The sequence below is a fragment of the Klebsiella sp. 4_1_44FAA genome, from assembly GCF_000238715.1.
Taxonomy (GTDB): Bacteria; Pseudomonadota; Gammaproteobacteria; order Enterobacterales; family Enterobacteriaceae; genus Klebsiella; species Klebsiella pneumoniae.
Window position 1 is genome coordinate 899439 of sequence record NZ_JH414799.1, and the last position, 23714, is coordinate 923152.

The following is a 23714-nucleotide window of genomic DNA, read 5'->3' on the forward strand; positions in this document are numbered from 1 at the left end:
GAGATATGGCAGCGCCAAAGGGCAATAAATTCTGGCTGGCACGCAGCAAGCACGGGAGAAACCCAAAGTTCTCTGATCCTGAAAAGCTGTGGGATGCCTGCTGTGAATATTTCGACTGGGTGGAAAAACATCCTCTGTGGGAAACCAAAGCATTCAGTTTTCAGGGACAAATCACTAAAGCCAGACTCCCGAAAATGCGTGCTATGACGCTTAGCGGCTTGTTTCTGTTCCTCGATATAGACCGGAAGACGTGGGAAGCATACGCAAAGAATAAAGATTTACTCCCGATCACTACGCGAGTGGAAGACCTCATCTATGAGCAGAAATTTTCCGGAGCTGCCGCTGATCTGCTTAACGCCAACATCATTGCCCGCGAGCTTGGGCTGGTGGAGAAAAAATCTGTTGAGGGTGATCTGGAAATGACTGTCAAGGTAAAGCACTTCAACGAAAAAGAATAGCCAGGCGTTTCAATTGCCTGGTTAATCGATTGAATGAGAAAAAACACGGCATTTTATCCAGTAGAGTGAATAGGAAGTGAATAAATGGCAGAAATTATTCTCCCGGCGAACAACTGGACTCCACGCCCACATCAGCGAAGGGCATGGGCTGAAATTCAGGGTGGAAAAAAAAGAGCGGCGCTTTGCTGGCCTCGCCGTTACGGGAAAGACGATTTCAGCCTGCACATGACAGCATGTAAGGCATTCGAGCGTGTCGGGAACTATGCCCACTGCCTGCCGCAGGCGAACCAGGTAAGAAAGGCTATCTGGAAGGCAGTTAACCCGAGAACTGGGCGTCTGCGTATCGATGAGGCTTTTCCTCATGAACTGAGAAGAAAAACGCTCGATAACGAGATGATGATCGAATTCATCAACGGTTCCACCTGGCAGGCAGTCGGCAGCGACAACTATGGCGCGCTAATTGGTTCCGGTCATGTCGGGATTGTGTTCTCAGAATGGGCGCTAAGTAACCCCTCTGCGTGGGCATTTTTGCGACCGATACTGGCTGATAACGGCGGCTGGGCTTTTTTTGTCTCCACGCCACGCGGGAAAAACCACTTCTACAAAATGTTCCAGGGTGGGTTAAAGGATCCTGACAACTGGTTTTGTGATCATTTAAGCGCCGATATTACGCTGCACATCCCACCGGAAACACTCGCTCAGGAGTTGCGCGAGATGCAGGCAGAGCGCGGGGAGGAAGAGGGGCAAGCTCTGTTCAATCAGGAATACATGTGTGACTGGAACGCTGCAATACCCGGCGCCTATTACTCATCGATTTTGGTTGGTCTGGAGAAGGCCGGGCAAATAGGGAATGTGCCGTGGGATCCCCAGTATGAGGTTTACACGTCATGGGACCTGGGCATTGGCGACGCAACGGCTATCTGGTTTTATCAGTTTATCGGCAAAGAGGTACGCGTCATTGATTATTACGAATCGTCCGGCGTTGGCCTGGAGCACTACGTAAAAATATTGCGCGAGAAACCGTATACCTATGCTGAGCGTCATTTCTTCCCGCACGATGTCCGCGCCCGAGAACTGAGCACCGGAGCATCACGCGAAGAGACGCTGGGCAAGCTGGGGATACGCTGCAAGGTACTGCCGGCCACATCGGTTGATGATGGTATCAGCGAGGTGCGTATGATGCTGCGATCCTGTTGGTTCGACAAAACCAAATGCGAAAAAGGCCTGGAGGCTCTGGGACAGTATCAAAAAGAGTGGGACGACACTCGAAAAATGTATAAGCCAACCCCTCTGCATAACTGGACGTCTCACGGCGCAGACTCATTCCGTTATGGTGCAGTAGGCAGTAAGTCTTTGCGTAGCGGCAACCGCCACACAACCCAGCAATTTGCCCAGTCCAATTACGATCCTTATAACCCTCCTGGACATAGCCAGCAGTTTTACGCTGATTCCGACTGGGATCTGTATGGGGACAACTGATGTCAGACCAAAAAACACAAGAAAATGAATCAGAGCGTATCGGCCGGATACTGCGTGAGCAAAAAAGCATGGAAACCGATCGTTCCGTATTCGAGCAGCACTGGCAGGAAATAGCAGAGCGCATTCTACCACGCAGTGCCGAGTTCAAAGGGACCAGGCAGAAGGGCGGTAAACGTACCGAGAAAGCGATAGATGCTACCGGCGCGCTGGCGTTGCAAAAATTCGGAGCGGCCATCGAATCAGTTATCACCCCGAGAACACAGAAATGGCACACTCTCAGCAATGAGCGATTCGCTAATGATGAAGAGGTACAGCGTTATTTCCAGGAGGTTCGCGATATTCTCTTCCGCCTCCGTTATGCACCGTGGGCTAATTTCGCCTCGCAATCTCATGAGCATTATATTTCCTCGGGTGCATTTGGGACCGGCTGCACGTTCGTTGATAACGTGATCGGAAAAGGCCCGCGTTATTGCACTTATCACCTGCGAGAAATTTATTTCACTGAGAATTTCCAGGGGATGATCGATGTTGTCCACCGTAAATATTGCATGACCGCCCGTCAGGCTATTCAGCAATTTGGCGAAGAAAATCTCCCTCAACAGGTAAGAACGACCGCGAAGAGCGACCCGTCAAAGCAATTTAACTTCCTACACCGCGTCGAACCTAATGATAAACGTGACATGTCACGGCAGGACAAAGAGGGCATGCCATTCCGGTCTGTGCATATTTGCATGGAGGGAAGCAAGATTGTGCAGGAGGGCGGCTACTGGTCACAGCCCTATGCAATCAGCCGCTATTACACCGCGCCGGGTGAGGTATATGGACGCTCACCTGCAATGGTTGTTCTACCGGATATTAAGCTGCTGAACGAAATCAACCGCGCCATTATCGAGGGTGCGCAAATGGCCGTGCGCCCGCCGATGCTGTTACCGGAAGACGGCATTCTGCAACCGTTCAAAATGATGCCTGGCGCGCTGAACTTCGGCGGAATGAACCGGGACGGTAAACCACTTGCCTTACCTCTGAATACTGCTACTGATTTTAGCGTGGCGATGACGCTGGCAGAGCAGAAACGACAGACCATCAACGACGGTTTTTTTATCACGCTCTTCCAGATCCTCGTTGATAACCCGCAAATGACTGCAACAGAAGCGATGCTGCGTGCTCAGGAAAAAGGTCAGCTGCTGGCGCCGACTGCCGGGCGTATTCAGGCCGAGTTTCTGGGGACTCTTATCCTGCGGGAAATTGACATTGCTTATCAGAACGGACTGCTGCCCGAACCGCCCGAACAACTGAAAGAAATTGGTGGCGAATACGATATCGAATACACCAGCCCGCTGGTGCGCCTGCAGATGAGTGAAGAAGCGAGCGGGATTATGAACGTCGTTAATGCTGCCGGCACTATCGGACAATTTGATCAGAATATCGCCCGCACCCTGAATGGCGATGCCGCATTGCGCTTTATTGCTAAAGCCAGTGGTGCACCGCTGCAGGTGGTTAAAACCGAAGATGAAATGGCTGCGCAGGATGCTGCAGATCAGCAGCAGCTGCAACTACAGCAGTTGCTTGCCGCAGCGCCGGTGGCTGCAACCGCAGCTAAAGATTTCGCCCAGGCCAATCAGATTGCGCAGACACCTGCGCCGTCGCCAGCGTTACAGGGATAATGATGAACCGTATAAAAAGTCTGTGGCTCACGCTGAACCGTGCGCGGGCTTTCCAGTCAGTCTTTGGCACCCCGGGGAACATGACGCCGGAACAGAAAGTTGTTATCCGACTCTTGGCAAAACTTTGTCACGTCAATTCTTCCAGTGTCGCTATTTCCCCAACGACCCAGCAAACCGACCCATACGCCGTATTTGTTTCGGAGGGCCGCAGGGAAGTTTTCCTGCACATAAACCACTATCTCGGCCTGTCGCAATCTGATATTGCCGCAATGATCGCCGAAGAGATGAACGAACTTAACGAGGACGACAACAATGAATCTGTTTGAACGCTTAATCCTGCGCCGTCTGATGAATGCAACCATTGAAGGCGGGGAAGGTGGTGGCGCTGCCGCTGCCGCAGGTGTTGATTCTGCCGCCCAGCAGCAGAATAGCGATGCGGCCCAGCAACAAAACCTTTTAAATCCAGGCGCTCAGCAACAGCAGGGGGGAGAGGGACAGCAACAGCAGCAGCAAGCCGCCCAACAGCAGTCGCAGACCACCGCGCCGTTCCTCGAAAAACTCCCAGAAGATAGCGACGAAAAAGGCTGGCAGGAACTTTACGAGAAGTTGGGGCGCCCGGAAAAAGTTGAAGACTACGGTATTAAGCCACCGGAAGGCAGCGATGGGACATTTTTAAATACGGCCTTGAGCTGGATGCATGAAAGCGGGCTCAATAAAAAGCAGGCTGAAACCGTAATTACTAAATTCAACGAATATGCAGCCGAACAACAAAAAAGTGCCCAGGAAAATATTGCTAATCAAAATGCTGCTAACCGGGAAAAGGTTATCAAGTCCTGGGGAAGTGAAGTTGAGGCAAATACAGCGATCCTCCAGAACGCCGTGCAGCGATTTTTCCCCGATGCTGTGATTGAAAAATTCAACACTGCGGGATTACTCAATGACCCAGACCTTGTGAATGCAGTCCTGGCGATCGGTAAAGCGCTAGGTGAAGACAAAACAGTTACAGCCGCAGCGACGGGTAATGCAGCAGAAAAAGACATTGCCCACCGCATGTGGCCGAACATGCAATAAGGAGTTTTAAATGCCAACACTTACCGGCTTACCGACTCTCTGGGACGCAGCGAAATTGCTTGATCCTGATGGCACTTCTGCGAATGTCGCGGAGGTTCTGGATCAGGACAACGAAATGCTCTGGGATTGCCCGTTTTATGAAGGCAACCTGCCGACCGGAACGCGCATCACAACCCGTACTGGTTTACCTGCTGTGTACTGGCGCAAGCTGAACAAAGGTATTCCGGAAAGCAAGGCAACTACCGCGCAGGTAGATGAGACTACCGGTCTTCTTGAAGCCCGCTCTCAGGTTGATGTTCGGGTTGCTGCGCTGAATGGTAATACGGCAGGTTTTCGCTTCAACCAGTCTAAACCATTCATGGAAGCGATGAACCAGAAGGCTCAATTCCAGATGCTTAACGGTACGCTTGTTGGGCAACCGGAGGCATTCCTGGGCATTGCTCCACGCTTCAGCGATTTGTCTGCGCCTAATGCCGACAACATCATCGACGCCGGCGGTACTGGTGCGAATCTCACCTCGATTTATCTCATCGGATGGGCGCCTGACAAGGTCTACGGAATTTTCCCGAAAGGTTCAAAAGCCGGTCTGACTCATCGTGATTTGGGCGAGGGCGACGCCTTTGATGATGATGGCAACCGCTTCCGGGCGCTGATGGACCTCTATACCTGGGATCTCGGTATTGCGCTGCACGACTGGCGCTACGTCGTACGCATCGCCAACATTGATGTTACCGCTCTGCGTACTAACGCTAATGCGGGTGCAAACCTCATCAAACTGATGGCTATCGCGGAAGAGCGTATCCAGTCACTGGTTGGTGTAAGCCCGGCTTATTACATGAACCGCACACTGCGCGCGATGCTGCGTCTGCAGCTGGTTGATGCCGTGAAAAACTCAACCCTGACAATGGAAATGGCTGGCGGACGTCGTGTGATGTTCTTTGGCGAAGTTCCGGTGCGCCGGGTTGACCAGTTAAAAATCGGGGAAGCTCAGGTCGTCGCCTCTTAACGGGGCGATTTTCCGGTTTACTTTTTCAGGAGATAACCATGTTTGTTGATGCCCAGCTTGAATTTTCTGACTCTCAGGCGATCACCGCCTCAGCGGCCAGCACGAACATCATCGATTTTAACCCAGCATTCGATTACAACACTGTGATCGATGCTGGCGCTGGCGAGCCGACTTTTCTGGTTGTGACTCCGTCGGTGACATTCACGGCCGCAGGGGCGGCTACGCTTGCGATTGAGTTACGCGCTTATGCCAATGAGGACAAAAGCGATACACCAACCGTTATTTTTTCTACTCCAGCGAAAGCGCTGGGCAGTCTCGTCGCAGGTAAACCGGTTGTCGTGGTGGCGCTGCCTTCGGCCAATTATAAACGCTTTTTAAGCCTGCAATATACGGTCGCTACAGGCCCGTTCACCGCTGGCGCATTAGATGCCTTCATAACGAAAGATGCACAGACTTGGCGCTCTTACGCTAATAACGTTGAGTTCGCCGCGCTTAATCTCAGCATTGCTTAATTTGGGTGGAGTGAGTGCGTTTTCAGGGGCTGCGGCCCCTGCTTTTTTATGAGGTATTATGATGACCGGTCAGACAGATATCATGAATCTGGCGCTGGTTTCCTTCCTGGGATCCGACCATCTCATGGATCGTGATGAGCAGGATAAAAACACGCGCGTGATGAACCTGATTTACAACCCTCTCCTCGAAAAACTACAGCGCGAATATGCCTGGAATTTTTGCGCCCGCAGCGCCCAGCTTACCCCGTTAAACAAAACGCCTGTCATCGACTATCAATACGCTTACCAGCTGCCCGTTGATTTAATGGTACTGGTATCGGTGGGGGACAGATATTACGGGCGTGATTTCTCTGAATACGATCCCCGCCTGGTCACGGCTGAATATCGCATCGAGGGGCGGGAATTGCTGACGGATCTACAGCCACCGCTTAGCTTGCGCTATCGGGCCAGAGTAACCGATGCATCACAATTCGACTCCACCTTTGTTGATGCGCTGGCTTGTATGCTGGCAGTTCGCTCCTGTAAAGCGGTGACCGGCAAGGATACGCTGGTTGAATCGCTGTTGCAGCAGTTCCAGATGATCATCGCAGGAGCCATTCGCGTAAACGCAATAGAAAAGCCCAGTGAGAAATTCCCACCTTCAACCTGGATGGAGGCTCGTTTGTAATGGCAAAAATCCGCCCTATAAAGCGCAGCTTTAATGCTGGAATACTTTCGCCTGTGATGTATGGGCAAGTAGATTTTGATAAGTGGGCCAGCGCCGTCAAGTACATGAAAAATTTCATACCGCTACCGCAGGGGCCCGCGCGTCGCCGCGGCGGGACGCAATACGCCGGTTCAGTAAAAAACAGCAGCGACCGAGTCTGGTTAGCATCATTTCAGTTTAGTACGACGGAGGCTTTTATCCTGGAGTTTGGCCCTGGATACATCCGGTTCTGGTACAACCATGCGCAACTGCTGGATGGCGATAACAACATTCTTGAAATTGATACGCCATGGGGAGCTGATGATCTGACCCGTAACGGGAAATTTGGCCTGTCTCTGCAGCAGTCAGCAGACGTGATTTACATAACCTGCACAAATGGAAATTACCCTGTTTATAAGCTGACGCGCAACACTAATACCAACTGGAGCCTGGCAGAGGCCAGTTTTTCCGGTGGCCCATTCGCTGATATTAATTCTGACAAATCCAGCGTCGTTTATACCGACCAGTTCAGGATCTGGTCTGAGGATGGAAACGATTTGCCTGATGGCACCCCAACCACTACAAGCCTGTGTAACATCACTGCCAACACAGATATTTTTCAGACTGCGCATGTAGGGTGTCTTTTTTACATCGAAGCCAGCACTGATGCAGTGGATGATGATACCGGTCATAGCGGTTACATACCCGCCTGGGCTGCTGGCACATCAGAAACTTTCTCCGCCGGTGTTTTCTGCCGTTCAGATGGGAAATATTACGAAGACATGGACGGCACCAAGACCGGTAATACGCAGCCTACATGGACAGCTGGCTCCCACAGGGATGGAAGCGGTGGTGATGCGTCGCTCTGGCGATATTCAGGCGGTGGCTGGGGGATCATTGAGATAACAGCGGTCAATAGCGCCACATCCGCAACCGGTAAGATCGTCACTGAACTACCACCCAGCGTCAGAAACACAGTTGGGAAAACGTATAAATACGCTTTCGGTGACTGGTCTGATGTTCTCCGCTACCCCCAGTTTGCGGCATTTTTCCGGGGACGCCTGGTCTTCGCTGGCCGACAAAAAATATGGTCCAGTGTCGCTGGTGATCTGCAGAACTTCAGCCCAATGACAAATGGCTATGAGGCAGAAAGCGATGATTCGATTAATGATCGCATTGATGATACTCAGGACACCATGCAATGGCTGGTCGCCTCCGCAGGGAAAATATTTATCGGCACTGCCGGGTATGAATTCTCCTATGGCGAGCAAAGCCTGACTTCCGTTTTTGGCGCGGGTAATACAAAGGTTGAGCTGAACAGTACGATCGGTAGCAACGAAGTGCAGGCAGAGCGCCTTTTTGATCGAGTTGCGTTTGTGCAGCGTGCTGGGCGCAAGGTGATGATTGCCGCCTATGATTCGGGCAGTGACTCGTTTTCAGCAACCAATTCCTGCATTCTGGCCCCCCATCTTTTTACGTCTGAAATAATTGCTCTGGCGTATCAGCAGGAGCCCAACCGGATCCTTTGGGTGTTGCTGGAAGAAGGCAAACTGCTGGGACTGACCTATGACGCAGAGCAAAACATCACCGGCTGGCATGAGCATGCTACCGGCGGTGCGGTGGAAAGTATTAAGGTCATTCCGGATATCGATGGCGGACGCGATGAGCTGTGGATGGTTGTTAGACGAACCATAAACGGCGCAACGGTGCGCTATCTGGAATATATGCTGCAGGAATATGACAGCGCGTTTATCACCCAGGAATGGGCGCGAGTGCTGGATTGTATGGCGACATACAACGGTGTTGCGACAACGGTCATTTCCGGGCTGGGGTTTCTGGAAGGGCAGACGGTGGCAGTCGTGACCGACGGCGCCACGCACGCATCGCGAACGGTAAGCGGAGGCAGCATCACGCTGGACTGGCCATCATCTGTTGTTCACGTCGGAATCAATAATGCGGCTGAAATTATCACCTTGCCTCTGGAAGGGGGTATTAAACGCTTTGCCAAAGCACGACTGCGTTTTATCGATACGCTAGGCGGTAAGTTCGGCGATGAGGGTGGAAAATATCTGGATAAGCTTCGCGCGCGAGACTACTCAGACAATATGGATGAGGCGCCGCCTCTGTTTAATGGCGTAGTTACCGTTCCGTGGCCTGGCGAGTTTAATGAGAATGGAAGCATCCGTATCGTGCAGGACCTGCCGCAGCCCATGACCATCGTCAGCATCGATCCAGTAGGAGAAATGGAAGATGACTGAGCCTGTAATCGTCCATCTTGAGGAGTTCCACCTTAATGAAATATTCCCGGACTCATTACCGCCGGAGGCTGTTGCGTCGCTGGTATCTTTCCCATCGTTTGCGATGGAATACGGGGAAAAAACACTTGCCGCTGGTGGCGCCATTCAGTTAGCCCCGGGCAGGGTCAGACTCTGGTTACATACCGTACCAGGTGCAGAACAGTTCCCAGTTCATATTTTCCGTGCTGCACTGCGATTTACCGAAATAGCGTTATCCGAAAATTATCGAGTGGAATGTATCTGCGCCGATAACCTGTCTGCCCGCGTTGCAAAAATGCTTAGTTACCAGCAGGACGCTATTATCCGAAATTATAAGCCTGGCTGTGACGCCAGGTTATTTTCAATCGTGAGGTGATCATGCTGTTTAAACGCAAATTCACACTGGAAACTGACCCGGCATCATGGGCTGCTGGTGCCGCTGTTCTGTCGGCTGGTGCAGGAACTTATTCAGCTATCTCCAGCGCAAATAAAAAAGGAAGCGTCATAAAGCCATCGGCGCAGGTTACGCAGGATGCTTCAGTTGCTGAATCCGATGACCTGCTGCGCCGCCGGCAGCGGCAGGGGAATCAAAGCAACGTTACTGGAGCTTCGGGAACCGCCGCTAATACTTCAGGCCAGAAGACGTTGCTGGGTGGCTGATGGTCGTTCCGTTTGAGCCCTGGCACCTGGTAGCCATTACGCCGCAACCACATCAGGTCGGCAGTATCAGGACTGAACAGCACGCCGTGAACATCGCTAGTGTCGGCGCGTTTACCTGTCTGCACAATGACCAGCCTGTGGCTATAGGCGGCATCGTACCCGCGGAAAAGTACGGACTGGTATTTGACTCCGGCATAGGGTACGCCTGGATGATGATTTCGGCCGGGATTACTCACCTCTGGCCGGAGATATTCAGGGCAACGCGCCGGGAATTACACCGGGCGCTGGCGAACTATCACCGCATCGAGGCCAGCACCACATTCCCGGAAGGCGAAAGAATGCTGGCGATGCTGGGTATGCGATGTGAGGGGCATCTGAAGAAATTTAACCACAGGGGAGAGGATTCTTCCCTGTGGGCGATAACGAGGTGATCTATGGATTCTGTAAACTGGCAGACGGTCGGCGACAGTTTCAAAAATAATGCAGTACCAATAGCGCAAACCTCAAGCTCTGCGTTAAATGCATTCTCATCATTAAGTAGCACGCGTCAGCAATCCAGTAACCTGAACACCAACGCGCAGCTGCTCGACCAGCAAGCAAACCAGACTATTTTAAACACAGGCCAGCAGTCGGCGCTCATTCGCCGTCGTGGCGCCCAGTTCCAGGGAGAGCAGGATGCGCGTATTGCTGCGAGCGGTACCGGCTTTGGCGGCACTAATGCGCTGCTGCGCCGGCAGACCGCGCTTAACATCCAGGAGGATGCGAACGCGGTAGCTAACGAGGGCATTCTCCAGTCTGATGCACTGAAGAATGAGGCTGGTGCCATGCGTCAGCAGTCTAAAGCTGCTCGACCGGGTTTGCTGGGGTTCTTGGGCGCGGGCGCGCAGATTGGTAGCACGTTCCTTGGCGCAAAATACGGACAGAAATAGGACGCAAAAATGCCTAACTTACCTTTTTACGATCGTCAGGTGACGACACAAGGGATTGGCGCCGGGCCGGTAGACTTACCCAATAACACAACCGATCAGCAAATGCTGAATGCTGGTGCGGATGCCGCCGCCAGGGCAACAGCGTCTATTACGCGACAGGTTTCAGACACGGCTTTACAGGACGGCGCACTGAAACTGGACACCATCAAATACAACCTTTTTAACCAGGTTCGCCAGAAGCAAGGACAAAATGCTATTGGCTCTTCTGATGATGCCCTACAGCAATTTGATCAGGCCGCCGGCACACTGGGGCAGACCATACCAGAAGGCAGGAGAGATGACTGGAACAGGCAGGTAGCGGCAACACGCCTGCAGCTGCAGAGTTCTGCCGATTCGCATGAATATCAGCAATTTCAGGACTACAGCCGCGGGCAACTGGATGGACGTCTACAGATGGCTGTGAATGATGCCGAAACTTATCGCAGCGACCCGGGAAACTATGCCGTTACCAGAGCAAAGGCAATTGATGCTATCCGGACCTACGGTGCCGCAAACGGACAATCTGATGATGAAGTAAACGGCCGGATAGCCAGACTTGATCAGCAGATGTCTCAGAACGCCACGCAGGCATATATTGCAGACTGGCGGACAAAACAACTTACCTCTCCAACGACTTTTACCCCTGGCGACCTTTCATCTGACAAAGTTTTCTCAGCGATGATTCCAGCGGAATCTGGCGGCCGGCAGTTTAATGGCAATGGTCAGACGCTTACCTCGCCGGCTGGCGCCATGGGGATAGCGCAGGTCCTCCCAGCAACAGCTGAAGAAACGGCCAAAAAACATGGCATGCAGTGGGACCCACAACGCTTTATGTCTGACGCCAGTTACAACATGCAGATAGGTCAGCTATATCACCAGGATCTTACCAAAAAATACGGGGGTAACCAGGCACTCGCGGTAGCTGCATATAACGCCGGGCCTGGTGCGGTAGATGACTGGATTAACGGTACGAATAAAACCGGAAAAAATCCGGCACTCCTTCGTTTAGGGGATCCCAATAAAGGGGATATTTCCAGCGATCAGTTTATTGCCGGGATACCTTTTAGCGAAACCCGTAATTACACCATGAATGTTTTAAGCCGTGCTCAGTCTTTGCCGCCGGAAGCAGAGATATCGCAGATCCAGAAAATGCCCTGGTATCAGAATGCGAGTCCGGAGCAGAAGAGCCAGTTTTTAGGTCTGGTATCCGCGGAAGTAAACCGGCAGCGCGCATACGGCATGCAGAACCTGCAGGACACCATGCAAAATAATATGGCTCAGATGCAGAACGGGATCATGCCCACACGTGACGTCACTCGCCAGGAATATCTCTCATATCTGCCGCAGGGAGCAACAGCGCCGCAGCTTGAACAATACAACCGCCAGTATGATGAGTATGAAGCGACAAAAGCGCTGGTGCCGACATATAACACGATAATGACCCAACCCGTCGCGATGGCGCAGCAGAGCGTTCAGGCGCTTTACCCGCAACCTAACGACCCTGACTTTGATCGCAAGTTGTCTTTATACCAGAAAGCTACCGCCCAGTTGCAGCAGGTAACTCAACAGCGCAAAAGTGATCCCGGCGCATGGTTTATGAAAAACTCGCCACTTGTGCAGCAGGCATATAACTCATGGCAACAAAACCCCGCCGATCCTGCTATGGCACAGTCATTTATTGCTTCGGTGCAGTCAGAGAAAAGTCGATTCGGTATCAGCAGTCAGAAGGTGCTTCCTGACTCGATAGCGCAGGCTATGGCTGAAGGATTTAACAACAACAAAGAAACAACGGTTGAATCCATCAGGCAGCAGCTGAACGCGTTTGGGCCATATTCGCAGGCGGTCGGCCGACAGATTATGGGGCAAAATAAAAATGGTCCTCTGGTTGGTGCATTATCAGCTGGAAATCCGCGGGCAAGTGTACCGCTGTGGCAGGAAAGAAACACGCCAACATCAGCCCTGAAAGAGTCAGTCGTTGCAAAAAATGGAAAGGGGTCAGACACCTCCGTTATGCAAGAATGGGCCGATGCGTCTGCAGATTTCCGTCAGACGATGCTTGTGCAGCCCGGCGGTGCAGGAAGCTGGTCAACGCTTGACGAACAGGGGCAGCGGCTGACGATGATCAACGTATTACGTGGAATGGATGCAGGCGCTGCGGCAAAGCAGGCTGCTGCCGATATGTTCACCAGTCAATACACTGTCAACGATACATATCGCGTTCCAACTTATCTTGGCTATCAACCAGATTACATCGCCCGCGGTGCTAGCCTGTTTAAAGATAAGCTGACAACAGATCAGCTTCAGCCTCTTAATTTCGGGAGTAAAACGCCCGACGAATTCACCAAATCACAAACGCTTTATGAGGTGAAAAATAACGCCCACTGGGTAAATAACTCGGATGATACCGGTCTGGTGCTGTATCTGGGCAATAACGTACAGAATGACGCCAGTGGAAATCCGATTACCGTTAGCTTTGCGGATCTCGACAAAATGGCGAAAGCTGACCCATCCTGGTGGCAGAGCGTTAAAAAATTCGCATCCCGGGAGACGACGTATACTCCAGGGACTGAAAGAGATGCGCGAGCGCAGAATCTTCAGGGATTACGTGAAACGTACGGCGGCCAGTCGCAAAGCGGCCCATCCTTTACTGAAGGAATGAGGGACACCAATGCCAATATTCGTTGATGATGGTGACGCAGGTTCAGGCCTGCAGCAGCCAGGTAGTAACTTTGAAAGCGGATTTGGTCAGGCTTTGGGGGCTGCTTTTTCTGAAGGAATGCGCTCAGGACCAGCCAACGCTGGAAGTCGGTTTTTTGAATCCGAGGCCTATGCTAATGATCCTACATCTCCTTTAGTAGATCAGCAGACGGCTCAGCAAAAGTTTGACTCTCTGGGCATCAAAAATATCAAAGTACCCGAACAGGGTGTAACACAAGCGTATCTGGACCATGTAACCGAGACAAGCCGGGCGACACAGGAGCGGCGAGCAATATTGCAGTCCGCGCCTTCCGGCGTAGCAACACCTCTTATTTTTACCGCGGGGCTGGCTGGCGCAATGACGGACCCAGGTAACCTTGCTCTGGGGTTTGTTCCAGGTCTTGGGGAGGTGAGAGCGGCCAGCGTTGCAGGTCGATTTGCACAGCGATTTGTACAGGGTGCCAGCGCCGGTGCCGTCCAGTCTCTGGTTGCTGAACCTATTAATACCCTGGCATCAGCGTCTGAAGGTGATGATTACACCCTCGGCCAGGCAGTGGAAAATTTCTTCATGAACACGATAGCCGGCGGTGGATTGCATGCCTTTGGCGGTGCCATTCGTGATTCAATAGCCGCCAGGCGTCAGCAGCGTTTACAGCAGGATAACCCGCAGGCGGTTTCTGACGCTGCGCCAGCAGGGCAGGCGGATATCGTTAATGCCGCTGGGCTCACCCCGGACAACACCCCTGTATTGCGTGACAGTTTTGCCGACGCACAGACTGACCTGGCCCGAACCATTAACACTGGCCTTGATGATTATGCCTGGCAGCGTGCATGGAACGAAACTATTCAGCCCTATCGTGATTCTCTCTCCGGGCAGCTTGACGGACAGTCGCCCCGCATTGCCGACATCAACCGGCAGATTGCCGAAAATGAAGTCTCATTGCAGCAGTCAGATCAGCAATTCCGTGACCTGGCAAAACAGTATCAGGGCCAGCGCATGAGCCGAAAACAGGCGGAAGCCCGTGCGCGAAAAGATATTGAGCAAATCCGCCAGAACACTGAGGAATCGACATCACGGTTACGCGAAGAAATTTCTGCCAACCGGGACGCAGAAATCTCACGCGGCAAATTACGCCAGCTTGAGCGTGGGGAGATTCCGGATGATCTTGCAAGTCTGATTGAAGCTAGGGCCGGGCAAATCAAACAAGGGTTGCAGGTTTCTCCGCTGGCTGGCGGTGTAAGAACCGCGTCTGAGCGTTTCAGCGATGCGAATATCTTTGTTCGCCAGAATGCACTGAGGTCTGCGATTCGCCAGGCAGTAGACGGTTACAATCCTGATATTGAGGATTTTTTCCGTCTTGCAGATCCGGCAGAACGTAGCGCTGCACTGAATCGCCTGAAGATGCAGGCTGATAACCAGCGGCATTCTGATGCGGCCGCACGTGCAGCCAGCACAGATGCAGAACAAACCATCCAGCAGCGCGGAGACGACGAACTGCGGGCAGCGCAGGAAGACCTGCAGTCTGAAATGGAACTGGCCCAGGCGCATTTTAATGGGCTGGAAAATCAGGCAGAAATAAACGCCCACCTTGCCGAAATTCAGGCTGGGGCCGGGGATATGAGTTTTGCTCAGGCTGCACGCGCATTTGCTGCCTGTATGTTGAGGAGAGCCATCTAATGGCACAGGGTGAATTTCTGACAGCCTGCGAGCAGGCAGTAAACACGGCGGCCGGGCGCCAGCTCGGTGAGGATGAGATGCTGGATCTGGTTACCCGTATGGAATCTACTGTCGCGCGTATACGGGCAGAAAATCAGGGGTTATCCTTGGAGGAAGCCGCTCTCCGTGCTGCTGATGAAGTGGCGCGTGATGATGCGCTGGCGAAGCACATCGAAGCGCGAAACCGGGTTATCAATCTGCGCCTGATGCATGAGAACCTTCAGCGTATTGATGCCTTCGGTGGACGCCCTGATCTCGCCTTGTCCGCTATCATGGTGGGGCGCAATGAGGCTGTGGCCGGTTCCCGCGACAGCGCGTTTAATAACATGCGACAACTGCGCGATCACTACATTTCCGGTCTTGCCAATGATCTGGAAGCGCAGGGCGTTTTACCTGTTTTTGCTAATGGCTCACTGGATCAGAATATTGCTGATGCTATGTGGCGGTTGGGTAACAACCTTGATGTGGGGCATATCCCGGAAGACGCAATCAAAATTGCCCGCGTGCTGGAGAAGTGGCAGGAAAAAGCCCGCATCGATGCAAACCGTGCTGGCGCGTCGATAGGCAAATTGCCCGGCTATATTGCCCGCCAGTCTCACGATATCCATAAAATTCGAACCGCAGGCTTTGAGGCCTGGCGTGATGCTATCCTTCCGGAGCTTGACCCTCGGACTTTCGAAGGTCTGGACGTTAATGGTCAAAACGGCGTGACCGTTCGAAAAGCGACGGTGATGACGGAAGACCAGATTTACGGACGTGCCCGCCCGGCCAAACCACTGAAACCTGAAAACGTGGGAGCGCTGGCGCAGCGTGCTGATGGACGTTTTTATATCAAAGGTATTGTCAGCGAAAATGTCGATCTCATGCGCGGTAACGGGCAGGTGGTGCGGGCGAATTTCCGCAATGGTGATTTGCTGGCTAACGGGCAGGATATCGATCTCGGTGATATCGTTGGTTTCCGGAATGACGGCGGCGAGTGGGTGAGCGTCGCTGGGCGGATCCCGCGTTTTGATCCGGCGGCGCCGGGCGGACTGTCGCCATCACAGGCGGTCATCGACGATTTTTTGCATAACGTTTACGTGGGGCTGTCTTCCGGCGTCCATTTACGTACTGACCGCCCGGACTGGATGACGGGTTTTAAAGGCGGTAGCACCAACGTTGCGCGCCGGGCGAGCCAGGAACGCGTATTGCATTTCAAAGACGGTCTGTCGTGGTACCGCTACAACGATAAATTTGGCGTGGGTAACTTGCGTGAAGCCGTGGGGAGCGGTCTTATTCATTCAGCTGAAACTACCGGACTGATGCGGCGTATGGGTACCAATCCGGAAAACATGTTTAATGAGCTTGCCGACCGGATCGAACAGCGCTACAAAGCCGCGAAAGATGATAATGCGTTGAATAAATTCCGCCAGAAACGAAACACATCTTTGACCAGTCAGTTGAAGGAAATCACCGGGCAAACCAACATTCCCGGTAATGCCGCGCTCGCCAGGGTCGCAGCAACAACCCGCGCGATAGAAACCATGATGAAGCTCGGCGGCTCAATGATTTCATCATTCAATGATATCGCTACCCAAGCTATGGAGATGCGGTATCAGGGACGAAATATGTTGGGCTCTGTTTGGGAAGCTACGGCCAATAAAGTCCAGTTAACGCGCTGGAAAAATGCGGAGCGTCAGCAGGTGCTTAAATCGATCGGGTTACATGCTGATGCGATGAAAGATGAGCTAATCTATCGCTTCAGTGCTGACAATTCGATGCCCGGTAGAGTTAACAGAGCAATGCGAAATTATTTCCGGCTGAACCTGCAAAGCTGGTGGACTAACAGCAGCCGCTACAGTACAGGCATGATGGTTTCTGAGTGGATGGGGGCGCATGCCGGAAAATCTTTCCGTGATGTTCCGGAAGAACTGCGCCGGGTTCTATCGATGCATGGCATTGAAGAAAACGAATGGGCAGCGCTCAGCAAAATGAAACTGCACGCAGCGGACGGTAACGCCTACATGACTCCTGACGGAGTAGCAGATATACCTCGAACAGATATAGAGAATTACCTCACCAACCGCGGGATAAAAATCAATGATCGTTCAGTAGAATACGCTCGCGAGCTTCTCTCCGATAAGGTGCGCGGTTATATACTCGATCGCGTTGGCGTAGCTCTGAACGAACCGGATGCACGCACAATGTCGATCATGAAGCAGGGTATGCAGCGAGGCACTGCCTATGGCGAAATGCTGCGATTTGCATGGCAGTTTAAATCTTTTACAGCCAGCTTTATGCAGAACGCGATCGGTCGAGAGCTCTACGGGCGTGGTTATGATTTTGGTTCACTAAGCCAGAATAATACCTTTCGCAATAACGCTCTGATCCGGGCGATGCGTAATGGAAACGGTGAGCTGATGGGCATTGCTCAGCTTTTCCTGTGGGCGACGGCGTTCGGTTATCTCTCCATGCAGACGAAGCTGATGCTTAGGGGCCAGACCCCGCGCCCTGCCGACAATGTCAGTACATGGACAGCAGCCATGGCGCAGGGCGGTGGGCTGGGTATTCTGGGGGATTTCCTATTTGGGGAGTACAACCGGTTCGGAAATACCCCGGCGACGTCGCTGGCTGGTCCGTTTGCATCAGATGCAGCACAACTGGTTAATCTTTTTGGACTGACGAAACAGGGGGATGCGAAAGCCGCTGATTACTTCAACTTTGCGATAAACCACACGCCGTACATGAACCTGCATGTGGTGCGCCCGGTGATGGACTTCCTGATCCTGAACCAGATGCGGGAATGGATGTCACCTGGCTCTTTGCAACGCTACCAGCAGCGCGTGAAGGAAGAGCAGGGAAACGACTTTATTATCCCGCCTTCGCAGTTTATGTTGGGACGATAATCAGTAATCCCTGAACCCAAATTTTTGCAGGATTTTATTGATGCCGATAGTGGAATACCAAGCGATACATAATCCTGCAACAGTTCCGATTACTGCAAAAGGGCCACACAAAATGTTCAGCAGTGAAAACCCATCATTCAGAACGGTAACAAAGCTGATTGCTATAGCAATACCGATCGCGAGATATATTACCTGGCTGTACTCACGGTTCATTATTATTCACCATTACAGAAGTATCTTTTTAATATAACAGATAATCAGCCCACTTAGGTGGGCTTAACTTCTTCCTCGATAAGAATCCCAGCAACTTTTACACCATGACATCAATCCGTCCGCATTGTTAGCATTCTTATAGTAACTGGTTCGTTTGCGGCGGATCTCGCAAATTGGACACCATTTGGTGTGCCTAGTGTTTTTGGGGCCATCAAGACAATGGGCGCACCATGTGGTGTAACCATCATGATGGGACTTGCTCGACTTTCTGAACTTATCCATCGGTAGATTGCGACTGCATCTGGTACACACTTTTCTGTGTTCCACCGGCGCAGATTCGGTTTTAGGTGTGATTTGTTTCTGCTCAACTCTTGGCAATGGGTTGACTATCTTCTCCACAGGTCTGCTTGATGCAACAGGCTGTGTTTGGTTTTGCCTTAGAGACTCAATAGCTTTTTGCTTAGCTAGTTGTTTGTAGTAATCAGATATCACCGCGTTGTCATAATCCGGCTGTGCGACGTTCACTGTATTTGGTTTAGTGTATTGGGTTGATACACTGTCTATAACCTGTCGTTCACGAATGCTGATTTCGCCGTCATCCGTTTTTATCTTGCGATCTCTGGTTATCTCAGTTCTGTTTGTCACTCTGGTTTTGTTCTGGTTGATGAGGTACAAAATCACAACCACAACGCCCACCACAACCCAAAAAATTTCCATATGGTAATGCTCTTAAAAATTCGTGATAGGTAGAAACATAATCTGACATTTGACAAGAGAAAACCCTGATATTTAAACAGTGGTGAGCTGCGTGGTGAAATGTACTGCGGCATAAATAAGCCCACCGCATGGTGGGCTTTATCATTACTGCCCGCCCGGGCGAGAGTCAGCCGAACGACCACCACAACGTGAACCGTCAGCAGCGGTATCGTCAGGATGCTGGCAGTTTCCAGCATAGGCCTGCGTCACAGACCCCAGAGAGAGCAGAACAAATAACACCGTGAATAATTTTTTCATGCTTTTTGCCTTGTGTGTAGTTTTTAAATCCTATCAGGAACAGGTACCGCCTTTATGATGAGAACCAGTGCCGCCATGTGGGTGGGTGCCTTTCGGGCAAGCCATCGCCGACACTGACATCACACCAAATACTGCAACCAGTAACAGAGCGATTATTTTTTTCATTCGTCATTCCTTAATCATTGCCATAGGGATAATCCCAAAACCACTATAGCACCTGTTTCATTTCATGAATCCTGATAAATGATCAGCTTTTGCCCAGTGTGATAGGCCCTATCAAAATCTTCCTTGCCACTTAAATCAGCCATCCCGGCCGGGAGGTAAGGAACGATGAAAATGACACACAGAGTTTCCGAGGTCATCACCTACGGGACGTCAACAGTCAGCGCTACGTATTGGTTTTCGCAGCTGCTTGATTCATACACCCCCGGCCAGTGGGCAGCTATTGGCGTCATTGGCAGCTTGGTGTTCACCGCTTTGACCTTTCTCGTAAATATTTACTTCAAATGGCTCGCGTATCGCCGCGGCAAGTTCTCGGAAGAATAATATGGCTTCGACCAAAGCAAAGCTCAGTGCAGCCATGCTGGCGCTAATTGCCGCCGGTGCATCCGCGCCAACGCTCATGGATCAGTTCCTGAACGAGAAAGAGGGCAACAGTCTAACTGCATACCTTGACGGGTCTGGTGTCTGGACTATTTGTCGGGGGGCAACCCGCATTGACGGCAAGCCAGTAACGAAGGGGATGAAGTTGACGCAGGCCAAATGCGACCAGGTGAACGCTATTGAACGTAACAAGGCCCTGGCATGGGTTGACCAGAACATCAGAGTCCCGCTGACGGCACCACAGAAAGTTGGTATCGCCAGCTTCTGCCCGTACAACATCGGGCCGGGGAAATGTTTCCCCAGCACGTTCTACCGCAAGCTGAATGCGGGCGACCGTAAAGGGGCGTGCTCTGAAATTCGTCGTTGGATCTTTGATGGTGGCCGTGACTGCCGCCTCACCAAAGGCCAGAAGAAAGGTTGCTACGGTCAGGTTGAGCGACGTGACCAGGAAAGCGCCTTGACGTGTTGGGGGATCGATAAGTGAAACCAGAATCCATCGCCGCGGCAGTTATTATGCTTCTTCTTATCATCGGGCTCACAATCGCCGCAGGGCTGGGCTATCGATATAGCTCGGCATCCAGCAGAGCTGAAACGGCTGAAAGTCAGGTGACGCTGCAGGCAAGGGTTATCCAAATACAGGCGGATAATATCGCTGCTTTTCAAACTATAAGCGGCGATGTCCAGGAAAAAAACAGGGCAGTAGATGCCGGTACAGAGGAAAAAACCATTGAATATCGAACGATTCTCAAGCGCGAAAAAACGTGTGATATGCCTGTTCCTGCTGACGTTTCTGGTGGGTTGCTCGAATACACGAACAGTTTACGTTCCAGCGCAGTGCACGCCTATACCGACGGATCTGACAAGCCCAGTACTGGCACCATTACCGCCGGCGAACTGACATATTGCCAGGCTGTTTTATGGATAACCCCATTACTTGCTGCCATTGAAAAAGCAAATAACCAGCTGGCTGGTATTCGCCAGATTGAACAGAAAAGACAGGAGACAAAATGACGAACGTGCAAATGGGCTTACTTTACTTCAGCGTAGTGGTATCGGCTCTATATCTGGTAGCGGGCGGTTACAGGTCAATCCGGGCCTACTTCCAGAAAAAATTTGATGATGCTGTCGCAGCCAAAGCATCGGAAACCACCGAGAAATAACCCCTCAGGGCCGCATATTGCGGCCTTACTTTTGCCCAGCTTCAAAACGATTCTGACAATGCCACCATGTCGAACTGTTTTGGAGTAGATGATGGTCGAGAACGACACTTCATCGGTTGAGTATCAGCTATCAACCAGCACTGGCCCTTTTAGCATCCCTTTCTACTTCATTGAAAACGGGCATATTGTCGCGGAACTGTATACACAGAACGGTGACGACTTTAACAAAACTACGCTGACTATTGATGTTGATTATTATCTGAACGGCGCCGGCGATAAGAATGGCGGTCAGCTGACTTTGCTCTCCGCACACAGTGGCGCTACGCTACTGATTTATCGTGATCCCGATGCGACCCAGTTAACCAGTTATCTTGCGACCGGTAAGTTTCCTGCGACAAGCCATGAACGCGCGCTTGATAAGCTGACTATGCTTATCCAAAAATTCGGTTGGTGGTGGGACTCTTTGGCTCTGAAAAAGCCAAATATCTTCGCTAACTATTATGACGCGCTCAATAACCGTATTCGTAACCTGCGTGATCCTTCACTGGCGCAGGATGCCGCAACAAAAAGCTACGTCGATAGTAGTGATATCGATCTGCAGCAGCAGATAACCAGCAACTTTAATCGTTCACTGCGTGTCCCTGACTCCTATATAAGCCAGCTACCATCGGCCCAAGATCGCGCCTGGAAGGGGCTGGGTTTTGACGGTGCTGGTCAGCCTAAATTGCAGGACCCTGCAGGGACGGGGCTATGGGGATACGTTCCGGCCATAGGTTCGTTTGAGCAGGGATCGCTACTCACTCAACGTTTTGAGGTTCTTCTGTGGGAATCCACGGACGAATACTGGCGCTGGGATGGCGTAATGCCTAAGGTCGTTTTACCTGGTAGCACGCCGGCGACGGCTGGCGGTACAGGAAAGGGTAAGTGGATCGACGTTACCGATGCGACTCTTCGCTCAAACCTGGGTTCAGGCGAAGAGGGGTGGGGGATGCGTTACTTGCTGTCAAACAACCATACACAGGGGCTGTAGCCAGGACTCAGCACGACAAAAACTGGGACAGTATTAACCTTCTGGATTTTGTGTACGCCACGGACGTTGTAGATGGTTTTGTTGATTATGGTCTTGGGCTTAACCGCGCCATTGCCGCTATGAGTTCTTTAGGTTCAACCAGCGTAGAGCATATTCCCAGACGCAGAATCAATCTCCCCGCAGGTCTGCTGCACATCAAAACGAAAGTCGAACTTTCTTTTGGCCCCTTCGCAATGTGCGGCGAGGGGATATTCCAGACCATCTTTGCTATACATCCCAGCGCAGCTTCAGATGATGATTATCTGTTTGACTTCAGCTCCGCCGGCTGGGATGCAACCGGAAGGGTCAGGATATCCGAGCTTTATCTGAGTAACTTCTCAGTGCTTGGGGAAACTGCGAGCTGGATTCGTAAAAGAATCTTTAAATTCTACGGCGTCGGCTGGGATTTTGCGATAGAGAACGTGCAGGTCTGGTCGCCTCCACTTTCGTCATTCGATATGACGGATGTCATGGACGGGGTATTTAATCAGGTGAGGATAAACTCCGGAGGCCGGTTCCTCACTGCAGGTTCAGAAGTAACGCATCAGATTAACATGCTGAATCAGTATGATAACTGTAATGCAATAAGATACATGAGCTGCCATTTTGAAAACAACTATTCAGGCGTCTCTTATATTCGTGGTGGGTCAAACAACATTCTCTTTGGCGGAATGTGTAAATTTGAAAATAACAGCAGAAACAACCTTGTTCCTGTTAACCAGATTTACGGGTCCACCTCAGATAGTGTCAAATTTGAAAATATCTTCGTAAGCCACCCGGCCCATATCACAGTTTACTGGCTGGACAGCAATGGCCGACATGTGTCAATTCGCGGAGGTTCATTTATGAGCCCGTCGGAAGTGGGGGGGTATACCGGTCTGAGGTGGTTCCGCATCCACCGTACAAACTGGGCGAGTGCGACTGCGTGCGTTCAGCTGGTCGCTGATATTGACATGATGCATGTGGACGGGTACGGATATAACGGGGCGAATCAGCTCTCACCGTTTGATTTTGAGGGTGAGGTTGTTTTCCGTGCTAAGGCTATTCGCCTGGCGCGGCCAAATGCCTTCATGTACATCAACTGGAACTGCAAAATTGATATTGAAAACCTGACGTTATTAGGGGCGGTTACCAGCGATTATCAGACCTCACTGTTTAATGTTGCTGCCTCATCGGTAAAGGCAGACGTAAACGTTGATAAATATAACGGCAGCGTTGTTGGAACTGTTTATGTCAATCCAGCAATGACCACCGCATCGCGCCGGCAGTCAATAATCAATGTGAGAGGCAAATCACTTCAGTCTTCAGCACTGACGCTCTCTGAGGGTACAGACCCTCTTGGCTATGATGAGTCCTGGACGTGGAATGCCTCGGGAAATGTAGCCAACATCGGATACTGCCATACAGGGAAGCGAATGGTTGTCAGATGTGCAGACACATCAAATTGCCTGATTGCCGGCGGTAATATTTTCCTTCCGGGTGGTGCGGTAACGGCTGCATGTACGATAACCCTGATGGCGATGAACACATCGTTCCGTCAGGGCTGGGTCGAAGTTTCACGGGTAGCAGGAGTCTAA

The 23714-nt window shown here is 51.6% G+C and carries 26 protein-coding genes; 22 read left to right on the forward strand and 4 right to left on the reverse strand.

All coding sequences use genetic code 11. The annotated features are described in order from the left end of the window. Positions 1 to 5: 5 nt before the first annotated feature. The 16 genes from HMPREF1024_RS16250 to HMPREF1024_RS16185 all read left to right on the forward strand — a co-directional run bounded on the left by HMPREF1024_RS16250 (position 6) and on the right by HMPREF1024_RS16185 (position 18078). The gene (locus HMPREF1024_RS16250; protein ID WP_009308352.1) at positions 6 to 458 is read left to right on the forward strand and encodes a DNA-packaging protein; all 453 of its coding nucleotides are present in this window, start codon (positions 6 to 8) and stop codon (positions 456 to 458) included. A gap of 84 nt (positions 459 to 542) precedes the next feature. Next, a complete protein-coding gene (locus tag HMPREF1024_RS16245) occupies positions 543 to 1937 on the forward strand; it encodes a hypothetical protein (protein ID WP_009308353.1) in 1395 nt (464 codons plus the stop codon). Then, on the forward strand, positions 1937 to 3601 hold the full coding sequence (locus HMPREF1024_RS16240) for a portal protein (RefSeq protein ID WP_009308354.1): 1665 nt from the start codon (positions 1937 to 1939) through the stop codon (positions 3599 to 3601). The genes HMPREF1024_RS16245 and HMPREF1024_RS16240 overlap by 1 nt, the downstream gene beginning before the upstream one ends. Before the next feature lie 2 nt (positions 3602 to 3603). Beyond that, positions 3604 to 3927, forward strand: coding sequence for a hypothetical protein (locus HMPREF1024_RS16235; protein ID WP_029503969.1), 324 nt, complete (start codon positions 3604 to 3606; stop codon positions 3925 to 3927). Next, positions 3914 to 4672 (forward strand): hypothetical protein, encoded by a 759-nt coding sequence (locus HMPREF1024_RS16230; protein ID WP_009308355.1) that lies wholly within the window; start codon positions 3914 to 3916, stop codon positions 4670 to 4672. The genes HMPREF1024_RS16235 and HMPREF1024_RS16230 overlap by 14 nt, the downstream gene beginning before the upstream one ends. 10 nt (positions 4673 to 4682) lie before the next feature. After that, on the forward strand, positions 4683 to 5678 hold the full coding sequence (locus tag HMPREF1024_RS16225; RefSeq protein ID WP_004191051.1) for a major capsid protein: 996 nt from the start codon (positions 4683 to 4685) through the stop codon (positions 5676 to 5678). Positions 5679 to 5716: 38 nt separating this feature from the next. After that, positions 5717 to 6190: a Bbp16 family capsid cement protein gene (locus tag HMPREF1024_RS16220; RefSeq protein WP_009308356.1), complete on the forward strand. Its 474-nt coding sequence runs from the start codon at positions 5717 to 5719 to the stop codon at positions 6188 to 6190. A 61-nt stretch (positions 6191 to 6251) separates the two neighbouring features. Beyond that, positions 6252 to 6857 (forward strand): hypothetical protein, encoded by a 606-nt coding sequence (locus tag HMPREF1024_RS16215; RefSeq protein WP_009308357.1) that lies wholly within the window; start codon positions 6252 to 6254, stop codon positions 6855 to 6857. After that, complete coding sequence (locus HMPREF1024_RS16210; RefSeq protein ID WP_009308358.1) at positions 6857 to 9133, forward strand: hypothetical protein; 2277 nt, start codon at positions 6857 to 6859, stop codon at positions 9131 to 9133. Before HMPREF1024_RS16215 ends, HMPREF1024_RS16210 begins: the two co-directional genes overlap by 1 nt. Then, positions 9126 to 9527: a hypothetical protein gene (locus HMPREF1024_RS16205; protein WP_009308359.1), complete on the forward strand. Its 402-nt coding sequence runs from the start codon at positions 9126 to 9128 to the stop codon at positions 9525 to 9527. The genes HMPREF1024_RS16210 and HMPREF1024_RS16205 overlap by 8 nt, the downstream gene beginning before the upstream one ends. A 2-nt stretch (positions 9528 to 9529) precedes the next feature. Continuing rightward, a complete protein-coding gene (locus tag HMPREF1024_RS0126220; RefSeq protein ID WP_016197572.1) occupies positions 9530 to 9811 on the forward strand; it encodes a hypothetical protein in 282 nt (93 codons plus the stop codon). Further along, positions 9811 to 10242 (forward strand): hypothetical protein, encoded by a 432-nt coding sequence (locus HMPREF1024_RS31755; RefSeq protein ID WP_009308360.1) that lies wholly within the window; start codon positions 9811 to 9813, stop codon positions 10240 to 10242. The genes HMPREF1024_RS0126220 and HMPREF1024_RS31755 overlap by 1 nt, the downstream gene beginning before the upstream one ends. 3 nt (positions 10243 to 10245) lie before the next feature. Next, positions 10246 to 10740 carry a hypothetical protein gene (locus tag HMPREF1024_RS16200; protein ID WP_004199489.1) on the forward strand — a complete coding sequence of 165 codons (495 nt, stop codon included), beginning with the start codon at positions 10246 to 10248 and terminating at the stop codon, positions 10738 to 10740. Positions 10741 to 10749: 9 nt separating this feature from the next. Continuing rightward, positions 10750 to 13464 (forward strand): lytic transglycosylase domain-containing protein, encoded by a 2715-nt coding sequence (locus tag HMPREF1024_RS16195; RefSeq protein ID WP_009308361.1) that lies wholly within the window; start codon positions 10750 to 10752, stop codon positions 13462 to 13464. Then, the gene (locus HMPREF1024_RS16190) at positions 13448 to 15154 is read left to right on the forward strand and encodes a hypothetical protein (protein ID WP_009308362.1); all 1707 of its coding nucleotides are present in this window, start codon (positions 13448 to 13450) and stop codon (positions 15152 to 15154) included. Before HMPREF1024_RS16195 ends, HMPREF1024_RS16190 begins: the two co-directional genes overlap by 17 nt. Next, the gene (locus HMPREF1024_RS16185) at positions 15154 to 18078 is read left to right on the forward strand and encodes a hypothetical protein (protein ID WP_009308363.1); all 2925 of its coding nucleotides are present in this window, start codon (positions 15154 to 15156) and stop codon (positions 18076 to 18078) included. Before HMPREF1024_RS16190 ends, HMPREF1024_RS16185 begins: the two co-directional genes overlap by 1 nt. On the opposite strand, the gene HMPREF1024_RS0126230 is transcribed toward HMPREF1024_RS16185, so the two are convergent. From HMPREF1024_RS0126230 to HMPREF1024_RS31965, 4 genes are all read right to left on the reverse strand, one after another. Beyond that, the gene (locus tag HMPREF1024_RS0126230; RefSeq protein WP_032451348.1) at positions 18079 to 18291 is read right to left on the reverse strand and encodes a hypothetical protein; all 213 of its coding nucleotides are present in this window, start codon (positions 18289 to 18291) and stop codon (positions 18079 to 18081) included. It abuts the gene before it with no gap. A gap of 63 nt (positions 18292 to 18354) precedes the next feature. Continuing rightward, positions 18355 to 19008: a hypothetical protein gene (locus HMPREF1024_RS28630; RefSeq protein WP_009308364.1), complete on the reverse strand. Its 654-nt coding sequence runs from the start codon at positions 19006 to 19008 to the stop codon at positions 18355 to 18357. Positions 19009 to 19152: 144 nt separating this feature from the next. Beyond that, a complete protein-coding gene (locus HMPREF1024_RS32070) occupies positions 19153 to 19305 on the reverse strand; it encodes a transmembrane anchored protein (protein ID WP_071595838.1) in 153 nt (50 codons plus the stop codon). 33 nt (positions 19306 to 19338) lie between these two features. Beyond that, positions 19339 to 19470 (reverse strand): hypothetical protein, encoded by a 132-nt coding sequence (locus HMPREF1024_RS31965; RefSeq protein WP_009308365.1) that lies wholly within the window; start codon positions 19468 to 19470, stop codon positions 19339 to 19341. A gap of 165 nt (positions 19471 to 19635) precedes the next feature. Here HMPREF1024_RS31965 and HMPREF1024_RS16180 point away from each other — a divergent pair, with 165 nt between their 5' ends. The 6 genes from HMPREF1024_RS16180 to HMPREF1024_RS30555 all read left to right on the forward strand — a co-directional run bounded on the left by HMPREF1024_RS16180 (position 19636) and on the right by HMPREF1024_RS30555 (position 23714). After that, positions 19636 to 19851: a phage holin gene (locus HMPREF1024_RS16180; RefSeq protein ID WP_004199490.1), complete on the forward strand. Its 216-nt coding sequence runs from the start codon at positions 19636 to 19638 to the stop codon at positions 19849 to 19851. 1 nt (position 19852) lies between these two features. Then, positions 19853 to 20392 carry a lysozyme gene (locus tag HMPREF1024_RS16175; RefSeq protein ID WP_004199518.1) on the forward strand — a complete coding sequence of 180 codons (540 nt, stop codon included), beginning with the start codon at positions 19853 to 19855 and terminating at the stop codon, positions 20390 to 20392. Next, complete coding sequence (locus HMPREF1024_RS16170) at positions 20389 to 20919, forward strand: hypothetical protein (RefSeq protein WP_009308366.1); 531 nt, start codon at positions 20389 to 20391, stop codon at positions 20917 to 20919. The genes HMPREF1024_RS16175 and HMPREF1024_RS16170 overlap by 4 nt, the downstream gene beginning before the upstream one ends. Continuing rightward, positions 20916 to 21068, forward strand: a complete 153-nt coding sequence (locus tag HMPREF1024_RS28640; protein ID WP_009308367.1) for a DUF1378 family protein — start codon at positions 20916 to 20918, stop codon at positions 21066 to 21068. Before HMPREF1024_RS16170 ends, HMPREF1024_RS28640 begins: the two co-directional genes overlap by 4 nt. Before the next feature lie 88 nt (positions 21069 to 21156). After that, a complete protein-coding gene (locus HMPREF1024_RS16165) occupies positions 21157 to 22098 on the forward strand; it encodes a hypothetical protein (protein WP_148672054.1) in 942 nt (313 codons plus the stop codon). After that, the gene (locus HMPREF1024_RS30555) at positions 22050 to 23714 is read left to right on the forward strand and encodes a hypothetical protein (protein ID WP_009308369.1); all 1665 of its coding nucleotides are present in this window, start codon (positions 22050 to 22052) and stop codon (positions 23712 to 23714) included. The genes HMPREF1024_RS16165 and HMPREF1024_RS30555 overlap by 49 nt, the downstream gene beginning before the upstream one ends.